Below are 21713 nucleotides of genomic sequence, written 5' to 3' on the forward strand. Positions count from 1 at the left end.
AGGTAGCAGTAGATTCGGGAAGAATCTACTGCTTTTTTATGGTTTTTCCCCTATATGTATGTCGAAACTATGAAAGATGACCTAATTTATAAAATTATCTAAAAAATAGTATTGACGATGATAATCATTCTCTATTATAATCACAATTGTGAATGAAAATCATTATCAATGTTAAAGATAAATATGATCAACGGGGGATTATTTTATGAAAAAGAGAGAGTTAAAGAAAATTTTTGCAGGTTTCTTACTAGCTAGTTCAGTTTTAACAGCATGTAGCTCAACTACTTCTACAGAAAAGACAGAAGAAAAGAAACAAGAAGAAGTGAAAGAGGAAGAAGTACAAACGGAAGAAGTAAGCTATGGACAGGCATTCCAAGAAGCAGTTACAGAATTAGAAAAAGCAAAAGAAGACAAAGAAGTTGATTTCGATAAAGTGACTGAACTTTATACCACAAACCTTCAAGGTCTCGTAAAAGAAAGAGATGCAGAATTTGAAGATACGATTGACCAACATATTACAACGGCATTAGCGGCTGGTAAAGATGGTTCTATGGACAAAGTAGTTGTAAAACAACTTTTTGATAAATTAATGCAAAAGGTTTTCTATACAACGATTAAGCATGAGTTTACGGAAGTAACGGAAAACTGGGCGAATAAGGAAGCAGTAAAAGAAGAAGTTGAAGAAGCAAAAGAATTCTACTCAATTATTCAATCGACTGTTGAAAAGCGTGATGCTGCTTACGGTACAAACATGGTGGATGCGATCGCAGGTGGATTTGATGAGATCGAGAAAGCAGTAGAAGCTGACGATCAATTAGGCTTCAACCTTGGAAAGCAAGTAGTGGACAAAACATTGATGAAGACTTTCTACTTTGCAACGGGCGCAGTTCCGAACGGATATGCAACAAAAGCTGCTGCTGCAGCGAAGGAAAATGCGGAAGAAGCAAAAATTGAGCAAGCTGAAGGCTGGGCATTTTATCAATCAATTTTCACTTATCTAGATAAGCACGCAGAAGAAGATGCTGCATTCATCCTAAGTCAATTCGATCTTCAAACAGACGTAACAACACTTGATCCTGCAGCTGTAAACCAAGCTTTTGTACGTGGGTTCTCAAAAATTGCATTGCATGAGTATGCAGAGAGTGTGGAAACTTGGGGTGAAGACAAATCTGTTATCACTGCATTAGAAGGTGCTCTATTCATTGATGTTATTGGTGAAGATATTAAGACAATTATTGGTGAAGCGGAGTTTACTGCTTTAACTGAAAAGGCGCAAAAATATTTAGAAGCAGCAAAAGCACAAGATAAAGCGACTGCAGATGCTACGCTAGCTGAAATTCAAGCGACTCTAAATACGGTTATTAACAGCGCTAAATAATTCACACAGATAGTTAGGAGAAAACCTTGGCATGATCAAGGTTTTTTCCTTTTCACTAACCCTCTCCTAGCAAAACTGCTTTCCATTCTTACTTAAGATATAATAATTGGTAAAGTGTAAAACTAGAGGTGTTGTTTTATGAAGATTGTTGTAACGGGTGGAGCAGGATTTATCGGAAGCCATCTTTCTAGAAGATTATTATTAGAGCAACATGAAGTGTTTATTATCGATTGTCTTCATTCCTATTATTCTCCAGATAGAAAAAGAACGCATCTGGATGAAATAAAAAAGCTGGGTGCCTATCACTTTTTTAATTTAGACCTGCTTGATCGAGAGGGGACGATTCGGCTATTAAAGGAAATCTCTCCTGATGTCGTGATTCATCTTGCAGCTCTTCCAGGTGTTGCTTATTCCATAGATCAACCACTCGAATACGTGGATTATGATATCAAGGCAACGATTAATGTGTTAGAAGGAGCAGGAAAAGCGGGAACAAGACAAGTGATTTTTGCTTCCTCGTCCTCGGTTTATGGAAATCAAGAAGGGCCATTCCTTGAAGAAATGGCGATCGGAAAAGTCATATCTCCATACGCAGCTGCCAAATACTCTGCTGAATCCTTCTGCCATGTGTATGAGCATTTATATGGATTCCAAATGAATATACTGAGGTTTTTTACGGTATATGGCCCATGGGGAAGACCGGATATGGCGATTGGTCATTTTATTAAAAAGCTTATGAACGGCGAAAGTATTCGCGTGTTTGGCTCAGGGAGCGCACGTGACTATACGTATATTGAAGATATTATAGAAGGAATCAACTTGACGATGATGAAAAGCAAAGAAAGTGAAACGTTTAATATTGGCTCAGGAAGACCGATTACGATGGAGCATTTGTTATCTGAGTTACACATCCATTTTCCGAACATGGTCGTGAAAAGGGAAGGCAATCGAGTAGGGGATGTTCATCAAACATGGGCGGACATCTCAAAAGCTGCAAATCAGTTAGGTTATCAACCAAAGGTTGAGTTTTCATTAGGGCTAGAGGAAACGGTGAAATGGGCGAAAGAGTATGAGAGTTCTCTCTAAAAAAATCGTTAAGAATAGCATCTCATTGATCATCATTTTGATCTTTATTGTGCTGACCACCATGTTTTTTGATGCTAGCCATGTATGGAAGGCGGGTAAACTACTTGCTCATCATCCTTTTTGGCTTCTTTTCATGTTTGGTCTATATTTTCTTTCTTTTTTTTTAAAAGCGGTGGCTTGGAAGCTGTACCTAAAAGGGAAACCAAGCATTTTCTCTTGCTTATTAGGGATTCTTTATAGCTTATGTATTAATCACCTTCTTCCTATTAAGGTCGGTGATTTGGTTCGAGCGGAAGTGTTGAAAAACAGAGAAAAGGTAGTAAATAGAGAAGAAGCCTATCATTCTGTTATCGTCCTAAGGGCGATGGATATGGTCTGTTTAATCGGTATCACTTTTGTTGGGTTACTCGCTTTAGACATCATCTACAGTATCCCAACCTGGCTGATTCTCGGTGGGCTATTGCTTGTTTTGCTAGTTCTAATCATTAGTAGACAATTCTTTAGCAGGTTTTTTCAAAGGCAATTTGTTTTAATGAAGAGTGCGTTATTAGGATGGAACGGATTCGTTATTATTATTTCCACATTGATTAGTTGGATATTAGAAGCAGGGGTATTGTACGGTACAGTACATATTCTTACAGAAAAGGCGAGCTTACTAGAGTTAGCTTTTGTAAACAGCTTGACGATTGCTGGGCAAGTATTTCAAGTGACCCCTGGAGGAATCGCCAACTACGAAAGTGTCATGACCTTTGGTTTAGGTATCTTAGGAATGTCGTTGAAAATGGGATACACAATTGCGGTCTTTAATCATGCCATTAAGTTCTTTTTTTCCTATATCGTTGGAGCATTTTGTTTTTGGATTCATCCAATCAAATTAGACACCATTAAGAGTTTGGCAAGATCGAGAGGAGTTAGTAGAAAGTGAAAAGTGCTTCAAAGTTTGAAAAAGTGGCAGCCCGATGTTGGAACTTACTTAACGAAGGCAAGCCCTTTACACCTATTTTTGTATTAGGAACGTTTCTTTTGTTTCATTTTAGGGATATAGCTTCGGTCGCGAATCTATCTTCCATCTTTTTATCATTACTGGTGATTATCCCGATTTTAGCCTTGTATTTTATTTTTGATTTTCCTTTATTTTTAAGAAATTATTTATGGATTCCTTTCATTGCTTATTTAATGGTATGGAATGATGTTCATCTTCCATTATTACTGTTTGCGATAGGTCTTTATTTCTTTTTTACCGTCTTTTTCTGGGGTACTCTTTATTATCATTTAAGAATCGGGACATCGTGGTTAAATTTCACCCGTTTTTGGAAGCTAGTTATGAAAAATAGTGATTCAACCAGCGGGAATGCGCAGGAACAATTGCCGAAGTTTTTACTCGTGTTATCTATTTGGCAGGTAGTTTATGATAATTATCGTTCTGGCGAGCCTGTTGAGTATCTTTCCATCTTCGTGTTCTATGGTTTTATTTTCATTTTTGCTTGGATTTTACACCGTTACTTGTTTGATTGGAAGCCGGCGATGTATGCGGACTATACAAAGGATTCTAAGGTGCCACCAATGAAAGCTCTCTCTGATAAAGTCGTTGTCATCGTTATTGATGGGATGAGAAAGGAACGATTTTACGAGGCAAATACGCCTTTCCTCGACTACTTGAAGGAAAACGGGACGGAGTATACGAATATGGAGACGGTGTATCCGGCAAGAACAGTGGTTTGTTTTACGTCGATGTTTACAGGAACGTATCCATTTGAGCATGGGATTACGTCCAACATGGTTTGGAAGCTGGGGATCAAGGTAGAGAGTATTTTTGACTCGTTACGTAAGGTAGGGAAAAAAGGCAGGCTTTTAGGGATTGCCCATTTGGTTGATTCGATGGGAGACGATGTCGAAACCGTTACAGCTGTTATGCATAATGATGAAGCAGATCCGAACATCATGAAAAGGGCAAAAAAAATCATGAAGGAACAGGATCCGGACTTATTCATTGTACAAATGATTGCAACGGATCAAACAGGTCATTCAAGAGGGGTCCTGTATGATGAGTACATTCAAAAAATCGAAGAAGCAGACGTTTTGGTTAAGGACTTTGTTGGGTGGCTTGAAGCAGAAGGGAAAATGGAGAATACGACATTATTTATTTGTGCGGACCATGGACAGGCAGACGGAATTGGCGGACACGGTCACCTCGATGAAGGGGAGCGCTACGTCCCATTTTTTATCCACGGTCCACATATTGAGAGAGGCAAGAAAGTAGAGCAAAAGCATAGCCTCGTTTCTATGGCTCCAACATTAGCACATCTTTTAGGGGCACCATTCCCTAGCCACAGCCGGGGAAAAGTACTAATCGAAGCGATTAAGGAAAGTAGAGAGTAAAAATGAATAGACAGAAGGTAATCGTATTTTTACCCGCCTATAATGAGGAAGAATCAATTGGGGAAGTCATAAAAGGCATTCCCCGTGACTTCCATCATGCGGTCGAGGTTCGTGTATTAGTGATAGACGATGGTTCTACGGATGATACTGTTCAAGTAGCGAAACAAGCGGGTGCTGATTATATCGTAAGCTTTGAAAAAAATCAGGGTCTTGGAGCCGCGGTTCGAGCAGGGGTCAAGGAATGCTATAAGCATGGTGCTGATATTGGAGTCATGATTGACGCAGATGGAGAGTATCCAGCAAAGCAAATACCTGAATTGTTACAACCGATATTTTCAGGAGAAGCGGATTATACGATGGGCTCACGATTTTTAGGAACGATTAAAGGGATGAAAATCCATCGTCGACTTGGCAATTATTGTTTCACTTTCATTCAAAGTCTGTTATTGAAAAAGTGGATATACGATGGCCAATCCGGAATGAGAGCCTTCTCCCGACAAGCTCTTGAGCATGCGGAGATCATTCATGATTATAATTATGCACAAGTCATTACATTAAATTTAGTGAGAAAGGGATTCCGTGTCCAAGAAGTACCTATTCAATATCAAGTACGAACGACAGGAGAGTCATTCATTACCTTCAGAGGGTATCTTTCAACGGTACTTCCAGCAATTATAAAGGAAATGAGTAGACCCGTTCAGAAAGTAGAGATTGATTACTCAGCTCACATACTCAGTCAATCATCAAAGGATAGAAATCAATTGATTCAGGGGATTTATCCATCGAAATTACACGCAAAATAGATATAAAGTTTAAATTGACACTTATAATGATAATCATTATCATTGAAGGTAGGAGGAAGGTATATGTTTAAGAAGCTTTTGTTTTTTGGTTTACTAGTAATTCTAATTTTTACCAGTTTATTTACAACATCAGCTAGTGCCTATACGTACGGAGATCCAAACAAAGAAGAGGTGGCAGAAGCCTATAAAGAAATTCTCCTAAAGTTGGATCAAGATCCACCTAATTTTGCTGAGTCGAGAGAGATTTATGAGTCGGTAAAAGAAGAAATAGATATGCATATGGGAGCAGAGCCTTCTGAGTTTATTCTTGCTGGAATGGATTCCGAGGACAAAGAAGCTACTATTGAAAATATGGAAAAACTTTTAGTACTAAACATTGCAAGAAGAATGGTAAATATCGAGGGAAAATTTACCGAATATGACACAAGTAAAAAGTTATTAGCGAAGGCATTTGCTACATATGAAGCATTGTCACCTAGAGTTGAAGCGGAAAATCCTGAATTAGACGAGGAATTAAAGGCAAGCTTTGATGAAGCGTTGAATGCACTTGGTAATCCGGGACTATTCGGGGTTGGCAAGAAGGAATCAGACCTAGAGGCCTTTAAGACAAATAAGGAAGAAATCCTAACCAATTTGCAGAAGGAATTTCAGTTAAAAAGCTTGGAAGTAGGTCATTTTTCTGAAAGTGCAACAGAAACAGAGTCTGCGGGAAAGCAAGAATGGACGGACATCTCTAATATCCGAAATTGGATCCCGTTAATTCTGATAACTGCAGCGATTGTAGGGGTTATTGTCTTTACGATTCGAAAAAGAAACCGTAAATAAAATTCATCATGGGGAAGGTGAAAAACTGTGGAAATTCAGGCCTTGTTGATTACATTTCGTGAAGTACTTGAAGGACTTCTCATAATCGGAATCATCACAACTTATCTGAAAAGAATGGATCACGCGCAATACAATAAATATGTTTGGCTTGGTGCAGGTCTAGCGGTTATAGCGAGCGTTGGGGTTGCTATGCTATTTCAAGTGGTATTTACAGGTTTTGCAGCAATGGGGAATGAAATCTATTTGAAAATAGGAATTATGCTCGTGTCCACAATTCTCTTGACCCAGATGGTTTTTTGGATGGCAGAACATAGTAAGGATATCAAAGGAAACATGGAAGGAAAAATGAACAAATTTATTTCGACTGGTAATATTGTTGGTATGGTCATTCATTCCTTCTTAGTTGTCCTCCGTGAAGGGGTAGAAACAGTCTTCTTTTTTGCGGCTATTACAGGTGGAAATATTGGAGCCGCCTTACAAGGCTGGGGTGCTCTTACGGGAGTCATAATCGCGGCTGTTGTATCGTACTTCTTCTTTAAAGGTACGATGCGCATTTCATTAAAAACTTTCTTTAAAGTAACGGGAGCCTTCATTATTTTAATTGCGGCAGGGTTACTCGTTCAAGCAATATCTATGATGCAGGATGTTGGAATTATCGGCAGTGTCATTCCACATGTATACGATATTACCTGGTTTTTACCAGAGCACTCTATCGATCATGCTCATTATGTTAGAGACCATGGGGCTGAACCACTTCTGTCTGGTGATATAGGAATCTTCCTAAAAGCATTATTCGGATATTCATCCATGCCTTCAATAGAAGAAGTGATTGCTTATATTGGTTACTTTGTAGTGATCTATCTATTAACAGGGTATCAACCTAAAGAGAAGTCAAAAAGTGCTGCGGAAGTAACTACGTTCAACGCACAGGTAAAATAATTTTGTAAGGGTACAAGGCACATGTCTTGTACTTTTTCTTTAGAAGTTGCTTGAAATAAAGGTGTGATTTATGTTGAAAAATGTTAAACCAAATATCATTATTTCTCTGAGCCTTATGTTCATCATATGGATGCTTTTATCACAGGTGAAAAATCTAAATTCATTTGCTTCCACCTATGATCAAGTCGACTTTGCTTTAGCACTTGAGCGTTATGATCTTTTAGCTATGCAGCCTCATTTTCCTGGATATCCATATTTTATTCTAGGGGGCTATCTCGTGCACATTTGGGTACAAGATAAAGCGGCATCCTTGACGTTATTTAATATTCTTCTATACACGAGTGCCATGATCCCGATGTATAAAATATCGCGAGCTCATCTTTCCGGAGCAATAAGTGTTTTAGTCGCAACATTAACTTATTGTTCGGGGTTCGTTGTTCTTATGGTTAATCAGCCGATGTCGGAAGGGGCAGCGATTGCGGTACTATGGTGGTATGTTTGGAGTATCCATGTTGCATGGAAAAAACAAAGCTTTTGGTCACAGGTTATTCCGTTATTCTTATTAAGCATATTGCTAGGGATTCGATTATCATACCTTCCGTTCTCCATTGGTGTACTCTTTCTTTTGTATAAGCTATGGAGAAAAAAACAATTGCCACTGAAGGACATGGCGCCCCTAGGACTTCTAGCTGTTCTTTTTCAGTTGCTTTGGGTTAGTGGAGTCGCACTTACGGAGGGGGGCTTCGCCGGTTTTATGAAACTCGCTCTGTCTTTTACGAGCGGTCATTTCAATGATTGGGGTGGTGCAGCCACCTCGGTAGACCAACCAATTTTTAGCCGTATGTATCAACTAATCATCGAAAACATAGGCTGGACAGGGATTGGGATAAGGTCCTTTATTCTAATAAGTATGTTTGCAGTAATGTTTCTATATTTTTTTCGGGCTATCAGTTGGAAAAGGATCAAGTCAAACTATTTATTTCAACTTTTCACCATACTAATCGTTGTTTATTTTTTATGGGTGTTATTTGCGCAGAATGTAGAAAAGCCAAGGCATATTATTCCCCTGATTACTTTAGGGACATTTTGTTTATTTTCAATGGTTTTTTCGAAATGGAAAACCACCTTTATGATCGCCTTTTCATTATTCCTATTGTCTGTTCAAGCTTACCAAACTACGCTTTTATTAAAAGAGCAGGCAAGCGAGCTTCCAGCTACCTATCAATTGGGGGCTTATTTGGAGAATCAAACAGAACCTTTTGTTATTTATGCTTGGGAGGAATCGAGGGTTTTTACGTATTTAGATACGTCGTTTCCTCATAAGGAAATTAACACATACTCAAAATTTTTACATGATCAATCGTATTATAAAAATAAGGATATCTTGTTAACCAATAGTGTTCTCGAAGGATTTATATCACAAGGTGTAGATCTAACAGGTAAGGTGGAGGTAGTAGAGGAGTTTTCCTCAAACTCATTGTTTGACCCTGTCTATCATCATATTATTTTGTATAGGTGGAAGGGAGGGAAATGAGAGTAGCATCCGTAACTCTTACTTGGAAGGCAGAAGATATCTTGTAGATTTTTCTATGTATATAGTAAAAAACTTACAATGTTGAAAAAAAGGATTTTAACAGCCTTCAAGCGAAACCTAACTAAGATAGTCTGTTTGTATTTATCGAGGGGGGATTAGATGGAATACGCGTATGAATGGGTGGAAACAGATGGGCTCTTCCCAATTAAAATCATTTATCACGTATCGGACGAAGCAGGATATATCCCAAATCATTGGCATGAGAGTATTGAAATCTCCTATGTTCTTTCCGGAAAGATAGAGGAGATTTATGTTGATGGGAGAACCTATACCTCCCGTGAAGGAGATATTGTAGTCATTAACTCAAATTCAATCCATTCCTTTACGGTGGATAGAGGTCCGGGGCGAAAAGCTATATCGGTCTTTATCCCTCCTGAGTTGTTGAAAGAAAAGGGTGTAAAAATAGATGAAGTGGCTTTTAACTGTGTATCAGCCGGGGAGCGGGATGAAGACCGGCTTCAACAGCTTCATGAGTTACGGATGGTTTTAGATCAAATGACATACGCCTACTTGAACAGGGAGAAAGAACCTTTTTCTTTTGTGAAAATTACTGCTTTATCGTATGAATTACTGTACGTGTTATTAAAGTATTTTCAAGTCCCTAAGGAAAGGCACCCGAACATTCATTCTAAAAAGCATCTAGACCGGTTGGCGCAGATCTTTGATTTTATTAAAGAAAACTATCATCAGAAACTATCTTTATCGATGATCGCTAATGAATTTGGGATTACGACAGAATATTTATCTCGCTTTTTTACGAAGCATATTGGTGTCACTCTTCTGCATTATATCAATGCCGTTCGGCTCGAATATGCACACCGAGATCTTGTAAATACCGACCTTTCTATACTAGAGATTGCTTTAAAAAATGGCTTTCCGAATGAGAAGTCATTTAATAGAGTATTCAAGTCGGTGTATAAGCTCGCGCCTAGTCAATATCGCAGGGAGTCGAAAGTACCTAATCAAGAATTGACGTCATTTTAGCTAGAAAAGGACAAGACGAAAACGGTTATTCCTACTAAAATCAAAAATGTAAACGCTTAAATAATTGATTTCGTAGGAGGAATTTTCATTGTTAAAAAGAATGAAGAAACAAGCACGAAAGGCATTTCTATTATCACTAGTAGCATGTACGACTTTTTCTTTTAGTAGTGGAGTGATGGCAAAAGATTTGAAAACACAACCAACCTCTTATCAAACTGTAACAGAAATTGAAGACTGGGGACCCGCGATTACGAAGGTGATTGTGGATTTAGGAAGACCTGTTCCGGTTAATTCTGTATCCGAGGATACTTTTAACGTTCACGTGAAACTTAGTGATCCGCGTTTAAAGAGTCCATTCTTATTTGAAGGTGATCGAAAAATTACTAACGCGTATGTTTCTGATAAAGATGGCAATCCAGCCGTGGCCACAGGAAAATACGTAGTGTTAGAAATGAAATTTGGACCTAATGAACCTCTAGGTAATACCATGAATTATGATTGGCAGACAACTGGTTTTAATGATTGGACAGAAAACGAATATACAATCACACAGGAAGAAGATATTGTTACAAAAGCGGGAACGATCTCAGACCTTGTGATTGATCATTTCTCAGGTGGAGTAAGAGAGCTAGTGGATGAGTTCTCTACAGGTGAAGCTACATATGATGATGTGACACTAACATATGCGGATTTTGAGCCGAAGAAGGATAATAAGAAAAATCCTCTGGTCATCTGGCTACATGGTGCTGGCGAAGGTGGAACAGATCCAACGATTCCGATTTCAGGAAACAAGGCGGTGAACTGGGCTTCTGATGACATTCAAGCCTACTTTGGTGGAGCGTATGTGTTAGCCCCTCAAACACCAACGTTCTGGATGGATGGCGAAACTGGCTTTGGTGATGGAACGTCGAAATATGAAGATGCATTAATGAGCTTGATTCAAGACTATGTGTCTAACAATAAAGACATCGACACGGACCGTATTTATATCGGTGGAGATTCAAACGGTGGATACATGACGATGCTCATGATTCGTGATTATCCAGAATATTTCGCAGCGGCTATTCCAACTTGTGAAGCACTAGCGGACACACTCATTACAGATGAGCAAATTGAAAACATGAAAAACGTACCAACTTGGTTTGTTACTGCTGCGAACGATCCAGTTGTAAATGTGAACAATTATACGGTTCCAACGTATGAGCGTTTAGTCGAAGCGGGTGCTCCCAATGTACACTTATCACTATTCGATAACGTGGTAGATACTTCAGGCTTATACAAAAATGAAGATGGCACACCTTACGAGTACAACGGCCACTGGTCATGGATCTACGTGTACAACAACGATGTAAAAACAACAATCGATGGAAAAGAAATCACCCTTATGGAATGGTTAGCAAGCCAGTCTAAATAATATTCAAAAGCAGTGTGCTTCTAACAAGAATCACACTGCTTTTATTTGGTATAGTTAGTACATAGAATGAGAAGAGGGGTGCCTACTACGTGAAATCAGAACAGCAATATTTTGAAGAAGGAAAATCCATCCAAGCATATATGGACGAAATGAGTACATTAAAAGAGGAAAGCTTTGCGGTGTATGAGCAATTCCAATTACCTGATGACGGCTTGGTAGACACACTAAAACAACATTCACTTCACTTTTTAACGATTACAGAAGATTGGTGTGGAGATGCCATGATGATTAATCCGGTTATTCGCAAACTAGCTGAAGCGGCAAACATTGACATGCGTGTCACTTTACGTGACGTTGACACCGATTTGATTGACCGACACCTAACAAACGGTGGACGAGCAATTCCAATGATATTAATTCTAAATGAGCAAGGAGAGTTAGTGGGGAAATGGGGACCTCGTGCACCTGAAGTTCAACAAATGGTGGACGATCTCCGTGCCACTCTGCCAGCCAAAGAAGATCCAACTTTTGCGGAAAAACAAAAAGAACTCTTTGGCAAATTAAGAAAAAGCTATGTTGAAGACCAGACCCTTTGGTTATACGTGTATGAGAGCTTTAAGGGAAGAGTATTAGATGTGATGTAAGTTTAAATTTTTTATGATCCGGGTATTAGTCTACTACCATCACAAAGGAGGACATACATATGGGATTACTTCTTTATTTGATCGTAGGCGGTATCATCGGGTGGTTAGCGAGTTTAATTGCAGGAAACAATCTCCCCTATGGGATCATTGGGAATATTATTTGCGGAATTATAGGTGCGTGGATTGGTGGGATGCTTCTAGGAACATGGGGACCAGCATTTGCAGGCATTGCCATTTTACCAGCATTGGTCGGTAGTATATTGTTTGTTTTACTATTGCGGGTGATCTCAAATATTCTTTCCAAATAACGAGTGAAGGCAGCCTTAAGGGTTGTCTTTTTTTTGTTCCACCTACTGCTAAATGATGGATTTTTTTGTGGGAAATGGACAATTTAATAAAAATAACTAAAATTGGTTGAGGTGAAATCGTTACATGATCAAGAGAAGACATTTGCTTTTTAATCTAGCAATTATCGCCATTCCGTGGTTATCGTTATTGTTTATCGGAAAGAAAAGCTTCAAGCGGTATTCTTTTACCGGTTTATTTATTGTGGTATTTGAAATCATCAATCATATTTACGGTCATAGGAGGAACTGGTGGAAGTTTTACGATGGGTATAAATCTTTCTTTAAGGATGAACTTCCTTTTAGTATTGGCCCCTACATGCCTTTTACGATGTGGCTGTTGAAGTATTCGTATGGCAATTTTAAAAAGTTTGTATTACTTAATGTGATTGCAGATGGAGTCTTTGCTTTTGTAATGATGGATGTATTGAAAAAATGTAAAATCATCAGTCTAAATGGGCTAAGTCGTGTCCAGTTTTTCTTCTACATACACTATAAAGCGTATTTATTGTATGCTGTCCAGTATTTGATTGAAAAATATAGAAAAAGTCGCTAAAGGAAAGGGTAGAACGAGGACCTGTCCTTCAGATTTCAAGAAAAAAGCGGGGACAAGGAACATGTCCCCTAGGATTGAACGGCGAATCGGATTGACCATGATTTTAGGCTTAAGTGTAGTAGTAGTAGATCGTCTGGGTCTGTGAGTGTTTTGCCTGTGATGGATTCAATTTTCTTTAATCGATAGAGTAAAGATTGGCGGTGTAGGTTTAAGGCACGTGATGTTTGGCTGATGTTACCGAAATTGCTTATATAAGCAGTAAGTGTATTGATTAAGTCAAGTCCCCGTTTTTGCTCGTAATCGACGAGGGTGTAAATCAAGTTTTGAAGCACTTTGTGTGATTCTGGTGTGGTGGAGAGTGATAGCAGGATATTGTATAGCTCTGTGTCCGCGTAAGTCCCTCTATGTCCAGGGCCTTGTTGAGCCCGTCCAATTTCAAGGGCTGTTCGTGCATCCTTATAGCTTTCGGAGAATGTGTGTACACCTGCTCGATTTTCTCCGATTCCCCATGAGATCACAGCCTTCTGATCAATCCGTCCTTCGAAGTGATCAAGAAACTCCATCGCATCTTGACGGATGTGGTTTAATGGAATCTCTAAAAATAGTAAAAAGCGGCCACTTCTCACCGTTGACAAAATTCTTCTATCTAATATTGATGCAGCGGATGAAAGTTCGTTTTGGCCCATTCTTTCCCATTTTTCCAACCAGAAGTCAAAGGATTCATCTGTATGATCTCCGTCATACAATTGCTGACTGTTCTCAAGTTGTCCGATGAGGCAAACATAAGGTCTATCAATATCAAAAGAAAGGGCTTTTGCTTTGTTTAAAAATACTTCTGAATTGTCAAATGCATCGTTTGCTAGACTCCAAATAAAATCCTCTTTTATTTTTGCTAGAGTCGCCTCTGTTGATTCGTACCGCTGAAGCCATAAGCTTAGTGGCAAAATGGTTTGCTTAAGAATAAGAGATTGAAACATGTACATTTCAGAAAGAGCGGTTTGTTTTACAATGAGCAAATAGCCTAATATTTTTTGATTGGTCTCAATCACTAACTTAAATATTGTCTTCTTCCCGCTAGTGTATTTTTTCTTTTGAGAACGAATAAAAGAAATGATGCTTTCTGAAGGAAGGGAGTAATGATTGCTTTTTCCCTTTACTTGACCCTCCACATTGACTATGGCTACTTCCGCATTAATTTCTTCCGCTATTTCATTAGCAGCAGCGTCTAACGTTTCTCCGCTTAGGTACCTATTGAGCAAAGACCGTTGAACGATATCCGACTTTGTTTGAAGTTGTTGCTCCCAAATGTAGATATTCTCAATTATGGCACGAGTAATGTCTGAAAAGCGAATCTCCCATGGCAGTTGAATGAGAGGAAAGTGATGGTTCTGAGCAAATGTGATCACTTCACTTGGGATCTCCTTTACATGTCTTCCCACAGCAATAGCAAGGGCTGCAGCCCCTGAATGGTATACATCACGTACAAAGGATAAAAGAATTGAAGGGTTTTCACCACATCCAATGGCAGTCGTTAATACAAACTCATGTTTCCGAACAAAATCCTCGACGGGTATCTCTATGACTGAAACGGAGTTGACTAGATTTTCTTCTGTTCGGTGTTCAGCTGTTAGTAAAATAGCTCCCTCCATCATGGGGATTGACATTACGCTTTTTACATTAAAGGACACGGACATTCTCCTCCTTTTAGAAGACTACCTAATTTAGAATATTGGAACATGTAGCTTGATGGATTCAATATGGGAATCAAGATCCACATTGTTTCCGCTTAAAATAACAACTGTTGTATCGCCAGGCGGTTTTACCAATCCATCTATTAGGGCTCCAACTCCAATGGCAGCTGCTCCCTCGACGATCATTCGATGTTGCTCGTATAAAAGCGCCATTCCTTTGGCGATCGTTGATTCTGGGATAAGAACATAGTCATCCACATATTTCTTCACAAGTGGAAATGTGTACTGATTGTCTACCCCTATGCCTCCAAGTAAACTATCCGCTAAAGTATGGAATTCTTTTACTTCGACTGGTTGACCAGAAGCGATACTGGCATGCATAGCGGCTCCTTTTTCCATTGTTACTCCAATTATTTTAATAGACGGATCACTTTGTTTCATTGTTACTCCAACTCCAGAAAGTAAACCTCCTCCAGATAGCCCGCCGATCACCCCGTTCACATCAGGAAGCTCCTCGAGAATTTCCAAGGCCATCGTTCCTTGACCTCCGATTATTAGCGGATGGTCAAACGGGGGAATAATGGTGAGCCCTTCCTGGTAATGAAGCTCGTAGCATCGTTTTTCTGCATCATCCTGACCATCTCCATATATCTCAAGCTCAGCTCCCATTTTTAAAATTGCTTCGGATTTGGCTTTTGGAACCCTTGTAGAAACACAAATGACAGCTCGTATACCTAACTGCTTGGCAGCGTAAGCAACAGCAAGTCCGTGATTTCCAGTTGAAAAGGTTGTGACTCCTCGTGCTTTTTCCTCCGAAGAGAGGCTGTTAATCATATTAGTGGCCCCTCGAAGCTTAAAAGAACCTGTTTGATGAAGGTGCTCACACTTGAGATAGATGGAAGCACCACATTTTTCGGATAACACCGGCGAAAAAACGAGTGGGGTTTTTTGAACAATTCCTTGTATATTCTTTTTTGCTTTCCATACATCTCGTATCGTTAATTCTTTTGAAAACAGAACTGCTGACAAGTGTGAATCCTCCTTTATTTAGTAATTACAAATTTTTGTATGTAAAGAAAGATAACATAATTTATAGTCTAGTTCTACAAATTGCGTAAAAAATTTGGATAATTTTACTGACTCTTTTAAAAGTGTAGTAGAAATCGTGGCAAAACTTCATACATTTTTGCCAATAGTTATTAAATCTTCAGATAACTATAATGACAATATCAATAGATGTTACAAAAAGTTACATTAGATGTTAGGAGATGTGATGGTAAATGTTGGCGTTCGAGCGGGAGGAATTTTTAGAGCGATTAAAAAAAACGAAGCAAAGAATGAGTGACCAAGGAATTGATGTATTGCTAGTAACAGACCCTGCAAATATGAATTATCTAACAGGATATGATGGGTGGTCTTTCTACGTACACCAGTTATTAATGGTTATCATTGATGAAGAGCAGCCGTTTTGGATTGGGCGTTATCAAGATGCGAGCGCTGCGAAGGTAACGACTTGGTTAGATGAAACTCATATTATCCCTTATTCAGATGATTATGTTCAATCGTTAATCAAGCATCCGATGGATTTTGTGTGCGACATATTAAAAGAAATTGGTCAGGACAAGCGCAGTATTGGAGTGGAAATGGACACTTACTACTTTACGGCTAAATGCTTAGAGCAGCTAAGAAGCGGCCTGTCAAAATCAACCTTTAAGGATGCCACTAATCTAGTAAACCATGTTCGTATCATAAAATCTGATAGAGAAATTGAGTATATGAAAAGAGCAGCCAAGATTGTCGAAAAAGCCATGAAAACAGGTATAGACCGTATTCAAGAAGGGGTACGTGAATGCGATGTGGTAGCAGACATTTACCACACACAAATCTCAGGAACAGAAGAGTTCGGAGGGGATTATCCAGCGATTGTTCCACTTCTACCAGCTGGGGAAAAAACTTCGACACCACACATGACCTGGTCGGATAGCCGCTACAAAGTAGGGGAACCTGTGATATTAGAGCTTGCAGGCTGCTATAAGAGGTATCACTCACCACTTGCGAGAACTGTTTTTATCGGTGAACCAGATTCGAAAATCAAGTTCCTTTCTGATGTAGTTGTAGAAGGCTTGAATGCAGCACTAGATATCGTGAAGCCAGGGGTTACTTGTGAGGAGGTGGAGTTTGCTTGGAGAAAGGTTCTTGAAAAGAGTGGCTTTCAAAAGGAATCTAGAATCGGATATTCAATGGGCTTGAATTATCCTCCAGATTGGGGCGAGCATACAGCGTCTCTTCGACAAGGAGACCAAACAATTCTACAGCCAAATATGACCTTCCATTTGATCCCGGGAATGTGGCTAGATAACTATGGTATAGAAATTAGTGAATCCTTCCGGGTCACAGAAACAGGTTGTGAAGTATTTGCCAACTTCCCAAGACAGTTATTTATAAAAAAGGCGGAAGCCCGCGTTTAGATTGTTATAAGAGGATAGGGGTACTTAATACTTCCCCTCCCCCTTTTTAACTCATAGGACTGGAGGTGTAAAGAATGTATGTGTTTGATGAGAAGAGCATTCGTGAATATGTAAAAACAGATGATAAGATCCTTTCCGTTATTGAGGAAGGTTTTTCAAAGCTTGCAAACGGTGAGGTGACTCTTCCACCGATTATGCGCATTGATATACCGGAGAATAACGGCGAGGTCGATGTGAAAACAGCTTATATTAAAGGGTTTGATAAGTTTGCGATCAAGATATCCTCAGGTTTCTTTAATAACTCACAAAAAGGGTTGCAGAGCTTAAGTGGAATGATGATTTTGTTAAGTGCGGAAACGGGTTTCCCCCAGGCAATTTTTCAAGATAACGGGTATTTAACAGATGTTCGAACAGGTATCGCTGGAGCGATTGCGGCGAAGTATTTAGCAAAGTCATCCATCGATACGGTTGGTGTTATTGGAACAGGGACACAAGCCCGCTATCAAGTATTGGCATTATCACATGTTCGTGAATTCCGTGAGGTGATTGTGTACGGTCGCTCAGAGAGTAAGGCAAAGGAATATGCCGCCGAAATAGAGGAGCTACTTGGCGTAACTGTTACATGTACCAATAGTATTGAAGAGGTGATCAGGGGAAGTGAGGTTGTTATTTCGACCACCCCTTCGACCGCCCCGCTAATCAAAGCAGAATGGCTTCACCCAGGGCTTCATATTACAGCGGTGGGTTCAGATGCCGAACATAAACAAGAGCTTGACCCGAAGGTTTTTGATTTTGCTCATCTCATCTGTTGTGATGTCAAGGCACAGTGTGTTCGTTTAGGAGAGCTACATCATGCGGTGGATGCAGAGGTGGTTCGGTTAGATCAAGAAAATCTTATTGAGCTAGGACAACTTACAACCGGGTTGAAAAAGGGAAGAACGAGTGATCATGAGATTACAATTTGTGATTTAACTGGCACGGGGGTTCAAGATACGGCGATTGCCCTCTATGCCTACAAAAAATTAACGGCAAAAAACCTAGTATAGGAATTTAATTGGGAGGGAACGAAATGACAAACTTTGAAACGGCAAATCTAGGAACAAAATCGGTATGGGCTGGGGAGAAGGAAGTGCTTGTTCATGGTGCCACACAGGTTCCTGTTGTGGTAAGTGTGGCTTATAACTATGACGACATGGATGAATGGTATGAGGTTGCTGTTGGAAAGAGACAAGGCCATATTTATGGTCGCAATACAAACCCGACCGTACAAGCATTTGAAGATAAAGTGAAAATTATGGAGGGTGCTCAAGCAGCAACCAGCTTTTCAACCGGTATGGCGGCCATTAGCAATACACTGTATACATTTTTAAAACCGGGCGATCGTGTTGTTTCCATCAAGGACACGTACGGTGGGACAAACAAAATTTTCACTGAATTTTTACCAAAAATGCAAGTTGAGGTGGCGCTTTGTCCAACTGGTGATCATGACGCTATTGAGGTAGAAATTGCAAAGGGCTGTGACATTCTTTATTTAGAAACACCAACAAATCCGACGGTGAAAATAACGGATATTGAACGGATGGCCAAAGCTGGAAAAGCTGTCGGGGCGTTAGTAGTTGTTGATAATACGTTTGCGACTCCTATTAATCAAAATCCATTACAGCTAGGAGTGGACTTGGTGCTACATAGTGCTACCAAATTTTTAGGAGGTCATGCGGATGCCCTTGGTGGGGTTGTTTGTGGAAGCAAGGAACTAGTTGAGCAAATTTATCATTATCGTGAAATTAACGGAGCAACAATGGATCCTTGGGCAGCTTACTTAATTTTAAGAGGGATGAAAACTCTCAAGCTTCGAGTGGAGCAGCAAGCCAAAAGTGCGTTTGCAATCGCGAAGTTTTTGGAAAAAGAAGAGCTCGTTGAAGCGGTCTTTTATCCAGGACTAGAAACCCATGTGAACCATGACATAGCGAAAAAACAAATGCGCGGTTTTGGTGGAATGTTGAGTTTCGCGCTAAAAGGCGGAATGGATGCGGTTAGAATCCTTCTACCGAAATTACAATATGCGAATCGTGCGGCAAACCTAGGCGCGGTGGAAACAACGTATGGACCAGCAAGAACGACAAGCCACGTGGAGTGCACTCCAGAAGAGCGTGCAGCCATGGGAATTCCTGATGGACTTGTTCGTATCTCGGTGGGAATTGAAGATATTGAAGATTTGTTAAGTGATTTAGAGCAAGCATTTTCATATTTAAGAGAACATTCTGTGGCTGAAGCGACCAACTAATAGCTAAAGGAGGTGGAGATATGACTGTGCATACACATTCCATGGAGGAGCTAGTGGCTCAGATAAAAGAGAAAATCATCGGTTGGCGAAGACATCTCCATGCACACCCTGAGCTAAGCTTCTGTGAATATCAAACATCAGCGTTTATTGTTGACGTGTTGCAGAAAATCCCTGGTGTTCATATTGACACTAGTGTCGGGACGGAGACAGCGGTTGTTGCTACTCTTTCGAATGGTGAAGGACCGACGGTTGCTTTACGAGCGGATATGGATGCACTCCCGATTGTGGAAAAAAATGAGTGTGACTACCGCTCACTGAACGACGAGGTCATGCATGCTTGTGGACATGATGGCCACACATCCATCCTACTTGGCGTGGTACATGTATTAGCGGAATGCTTTGCAAGAGGAGAAATCACTGGAACTGTAAAATTTCTTTTTCAGCCTGCGGAAGAAGCGACCGATGAAAAAGGGCTGACTGGTGCTCCTTATATGATTCAGGCGGGTGTGCTAGATGGAGTGGATTGTGTCATGGCTCTTCATTTAAATCCTGAAAACCCAGTGGGTGAAGTGCTTGTTCATGATGGCTACAGCATGTCAAACGTTGATGTCTTTGAAGCGGTGATTTCTGGGGAAGGGGGGCATGGGGCATACCCACATTTAACAAAGGATCCCATCTGGCTGCTCGGTCCCGTCTTGCAAAGTTTGCATGGGATTGTGGCACGGAGAGTATCTGCCCTTGATCCTGCTGTAGTGAGTATAGGCAAGATTGAAGCTGGTTCAGCTAGCAATATTATTCCAACAGAGGTTCGGTTGGAAGGGACGATGAGAAGCTATCGTCCAGAGGTTCGTAGCTTACTAGAAAAAGAGCTGAAACGAGCTTTTTCCATTGTAGAACCACTTGGAGGTAGCTTTACCCTTAAGGTTACACACGGTGAGCCTGCCCTTTATAATCATCCCGAAGTAAATAATGACCTTCGGGAAACGATTCAAGATGTTTTTGACAATATGACAATCATTGATTCGTCGTTTGGACTGGGTGGGGAGGATTTTTCTCATATGACAAAAGTGGTGCCAGGAGCAATGATTTTCCTTGGATGTGCACTATCTGATGGGGTAAAGCGAGATCTGCACACACCTATCTTTGATATAGATGAGGAATGTCTCCCCATTGGGACCATGATACTTGCTGAGACAGCGTTTAGATATTTATCGGGCCAATACAAGCTACCTGGGGAGGGAAAAGAATGACACATCGAATTGCCATGCTGGGATTTGGCGTGGTAGGGCAAGGTTTTATTGAGATATTATTAAGGAAAAAGCAACTGCTACAGGAAAAATTTCTGTTAGATACAAAGGTAGTTGCTGTGTCAGATATTCGAAAAGGTTCTATTTACAACCCAAATGGATTAAAGCTTGATGTGTTATTGTCGACAGTTGTTGAAACGGGGAGTTTGGAAAGTTATCCGGATGAACCGGGATTGATTCGCCACTTTGATAGCTTTGAAACGATTGTGAACACCAATGCAGATACGATTATTGAGGCGACCTATACGGATGTGAAAACCGGTCAGCCTGCGATTGATCATTGTAAGGTTGCGTTTACTCATGGAAAACATGTCATCATGACAAATAAAGGTCCTGTTGCTTTAGCATATGAGGAATTGATCTCACTAGCAGAGAAAAATAATGTTCGATGGGGCTTTGAAGGATCAGTGATGAGTGGTACCCCTACTCTTAAGATGCCGGATGTATCTCTTGCAGGAAATGAAATTATCGAGATTAAAGGTATTTTAAATGGGACAACAAATTACATTTTAACGAAAATGGAAAACGGAATTTCGTACGAAGATGCGTTGGTGGAAGCGCAGCGTCTTGGTTACGCAGAGGCTGATCCAACCAGTGATGTTGAAGGATATGATGGACTCTATAAAATACTTATCCTCTCCAAGGTGGTGATGGGGCAACCGCTAAAGGGAGAAGAAATCTTGCGAAAAGGAATCTCTCATTTAACTATCGAGGATATTGAAGAGGCACGAATGGAGAATAAGCGCTGGAAGCTCATTGCGAAGGTGAAAAAAGATGGAGAGGAAGTCATTGCTTCAGTCATGCCAGAAAAGCTCCCATCAGACGACCCGCTTGCCAATATAGCGGGTGCCACAAATGCCATTACGTATACATGTGACCTCTCAGGTCCTATTACGGTTATCGGTGCGGGAGCTGGGAAGGTGGAGACAGGATACGCTTTGTTGATTGACTTATTAAATATTCATCGAGCTCAAGTGAAAGAAGTGACAAGTCTAGTGATGTAGGGAGGAGGAACAT

20 protein-coding genes are annotated in these 21713 nt (G+C 40.2%); 18 read left to right on the forward strand and 2 right to left on the reverse strand.

The features are described 5' to 3' along the window. The first annotated feature begins 205 nt into the window (after positions 1-205). The 13 genes from ACQ5H4_RS13995 (at position 206) to ACQ5H4_RS14055 (ending at position 12946) form a co-directional block, all read left to right on the forward strand. Positions 206-1378, forward strand: a complete 1173-nt coding sequence (locus ACQ5H4_RS13995) for a hypothetical protein (protein WP_430775590.1) — start codon at positions 206-208, stop codon at positions 1376-1378. 138 nt (positions 1379-1516) lie between these two features. Next, positions 1517-2464, forward strand: a complete 948-nt coding sequence (locus tag ACQ5H4_RS14000; RefSeq protein ID WP_430775591.1) for an NAD-dependent epimerase/dehydratase family protein — start codon at positions 1517-1519, stop codon at positions 2462-2464. After that, complete coding sequence (locus ACQ5H4_RS14005; protein WP_430775592.1) at positions 2448-3389, forward strand: lysylphosphatidylglycerol synthase transmembrane domain-containing protein; 942 nt, start codon at positions 2448-2450, stop codon at positions 3387-3389. Before ACQ5H4_RS14000 ends, ACQ5H4_RS14005 begins: the two co-directional genes overlap by 17 nt. After that, the gene (locus ACQ5H4_RS14010; RefSeq protein ID WP_430775593.1) at positions 3386-4843 is read left to right on the forward strand and encodes an alkaline phosphatase family protein; all 1458 of its coding nucleotides are present in this window, start codon (positions 3386-3388) and stop codon (positions 4841-4843) included. The genes ACQ5H4_RS14005 and ACQ5H4_RS14010 overlap by 4 nt, the downstream gene beginning before the upstream one ends. Before the next feature lie 2 nt (positions 4844-4845). Then, entirely contained in the window at positions 4846-5646 is an 801-nt protein-coding gene (locus ACQ5H4_RS14015) for a glycosyltransferase family 2 protein (protein ID WP_430775594.1), read from the forward strand. Positions 5647-5709: 63 nt separating this feature from the next. Further along, positions 5710-6471, forward strand: coding sequence for a hypothetical protein (locus ACQ5H4_RS14020; RefSeq protein ID WP_430775596.1), 762 nt, complete (start codon positions 5710-5712; stop codon positions 6469-6471). 27 nt (positions 6472-6498) lie between these two features. Next, entirely contained in the window at positions 6499-7410 is a 912-nt protein-coding gene (locus tag ACQ5H4_RS14025) for an FTR1 family iron permease (protein WP_430775597.1), read from the forward strand. Between the two features lie 73 nt (positions 7411-7483). Next, positions 7484-8944 (forward strand): hypothetical protein, encoded by a 1461-nt coding sequence (locus tag ACQ5H4_RS14030; RefSeq protein ID WP_430775598.1) that lies wholly within the window; start codon positions 7484-7486, stop codon positions 8942-8944. A 159-nt stretch (positions 8945-9103) separates the two neighbouring features. Next, positions 9104-9988 (forward strand): AraC family transcriptional regulator, encoded by an 885-nt coding sequence (locus tag ACQ5H4_RS14035; protein WP_430775599.1) that lies wholly within the window; start codon positions 9104-9106, stop codon positions 9986-9988. An 88-nt stretch (positions 9989-10076) separates the two neighbouring features. After that, entirely contained in the window at positions 10077-11402 is a 1326-nt protein-coding gene (locus tag ACQ5H4_RS14040) for a prolyl oligopeptidase family serine peptidase (protein ID WP_430775600.1), read from the forward strand. An 89-nt stretch (positions 11403-11491) separates the two neighbouring features. After that, complete coding sequence (locus ACQ5H4_RS14045) at positions 11492-12046, forward strand: thioredoxin family protein (RefSeq protein ID WP_430775601.1); 555 nt, start codon at positions 11492-11494, stop codon at positions 12044-12046. 59 nt (positions 12047-12105) lie between these two features. Further along, a complete protein-coding gene (locus ACQ5H4_RS14050; protein ID WP_430775603.1) occupies positions 12106-12354 on the forward strand; it encodes a GlsB/YeaQ/YmgE family stress response membrane protein in 249 nt (82 codons plus the stop codon). 124 nt (positions 12355-12478) lie between these two features. Then, the gene (locus tag ACQ5H4_RS14055) at positions 12479-12946 is read left to right on the forward strand and encodes a hypothetical protein (RefSeq protein WP_430775604.1); all 468 of its coding nucleotides are present in this window, start codon (positions 12479-12481) and stop codon (positions 12944-12946) included. A 68-nt stretch (positions 12947-13014) separates the two neighbouring features. On the opposite strand, the gene ACQ5H4_RS14060 is transcribed toward ACQ5H4_RS14055, so the two are convergent. Together ACQ5H4_RS14060 and eutB are read right to left on the reverse strand one after the other, a co-directional pair. After that, positions 13015-14634: a PucR family transcriptional regulator gene (locus ACQ5H4_RS14060; protein WP_430775605.1), complete on the reverse strand. Its 1620-nt coding sequence runs from the start codon at positions 14632-14634 to the stop codon at positions 13015-13017. Positions 14635-14667: 33 nt separating this feature from the next. Next, positions 14668-15666 carry a hydroxyectoine utilization dehydratase EutB gene (gene eutB / locus ACQ5H4_RS14065; RefSeq protein WP_430775607.1) on the reverse strand — a complete coding sequence of 333 codons (999 nt, stop codon included), beginning with the start codon at positions 15664-15666 and terminating at the stop codon, positions 14668-14670. 251 nt (positions 15667-15917) lie between these two features. Between eutB and ACQ5H4_RS14070 the strand changes: the two genes are divergently transcribed. The 5 genes from ACQ5H4_RS14070 (at position 15918) to ACQ5H4_RS14090 (ending at position 21700) form a co-directional block, all read left to right on the forward strand. Further along, on the forward strand, positions 15918-17105 hold the full coding sequence (locus tag ACQ5H4_RS14070; protein ID WP_430775608.1) for a M24 family metallopeptidase: 1188 nt from the start codon (positions 15918-15920) through the stop codon (positions 17103-17105). Positions 17106-17179: 74 nt separating this feature from the next. After that, complete coding sequence (locus ACQ5H4_RS14075) at positions 17180-18151, forward strand: cyclodeaminase (protein ID WP_430775609.1); 972 nt, start codon at positions 17180-17182, stop codon at positions 18149-18151. Positions 18152-18174: 23 nt separating this feature from the next. Further along, positions 18175-19389: a cystathionine gamma-synthase family protein gene (locus ACQ5H4_RS14080; RefSeq protein ID WP_430775610.1), complete on the forward strand. Its 1215-nt coding sequence runs from the start codon at positions 18175-18177 to the stop codon at positions 19387-19389. A 20-nt stretch (positions 19390-19409) separates the two neighbouring features. Continuing rightward, positions 19410-20639 carry a M20 metallopeptidase family protein gene (locus ACQ5H4_RS14085; protein ID WP_430775611.1) on the forward strand — a complete coding sequence of 410 codons (1230 nt, stop codon included), beginning with the start codon at positions 19410-19412 and terminating at the stop codon, positions 20637-20639. After that, entirely contained in the window at positions 20636-21700 is a 1065-nt protein-coding gene (locus ACQ5H4_RS14090; protein WP_430775612.1) for a homoserine dehydrogenase, read from the forward strand. Before ACQ5H4_RS14085 ends, ACQ5H4_RS14090 begins: the two co-directional genes overlap by 4 nt. The last annotated feature ends 13 nt before the right edge of the window (positions 21701-21713 follow it).

Origin of the sequence: Bacillus coreaensis, assembly GCF_050586445.1 — a bacterium.
GTDB classification, from domain to species: Bacteria; Bacillota; Bacilli; order Bacillales; family Cytobacillaceae; genus Robertmurraya_A; species Robertmurraya_A coreaensis.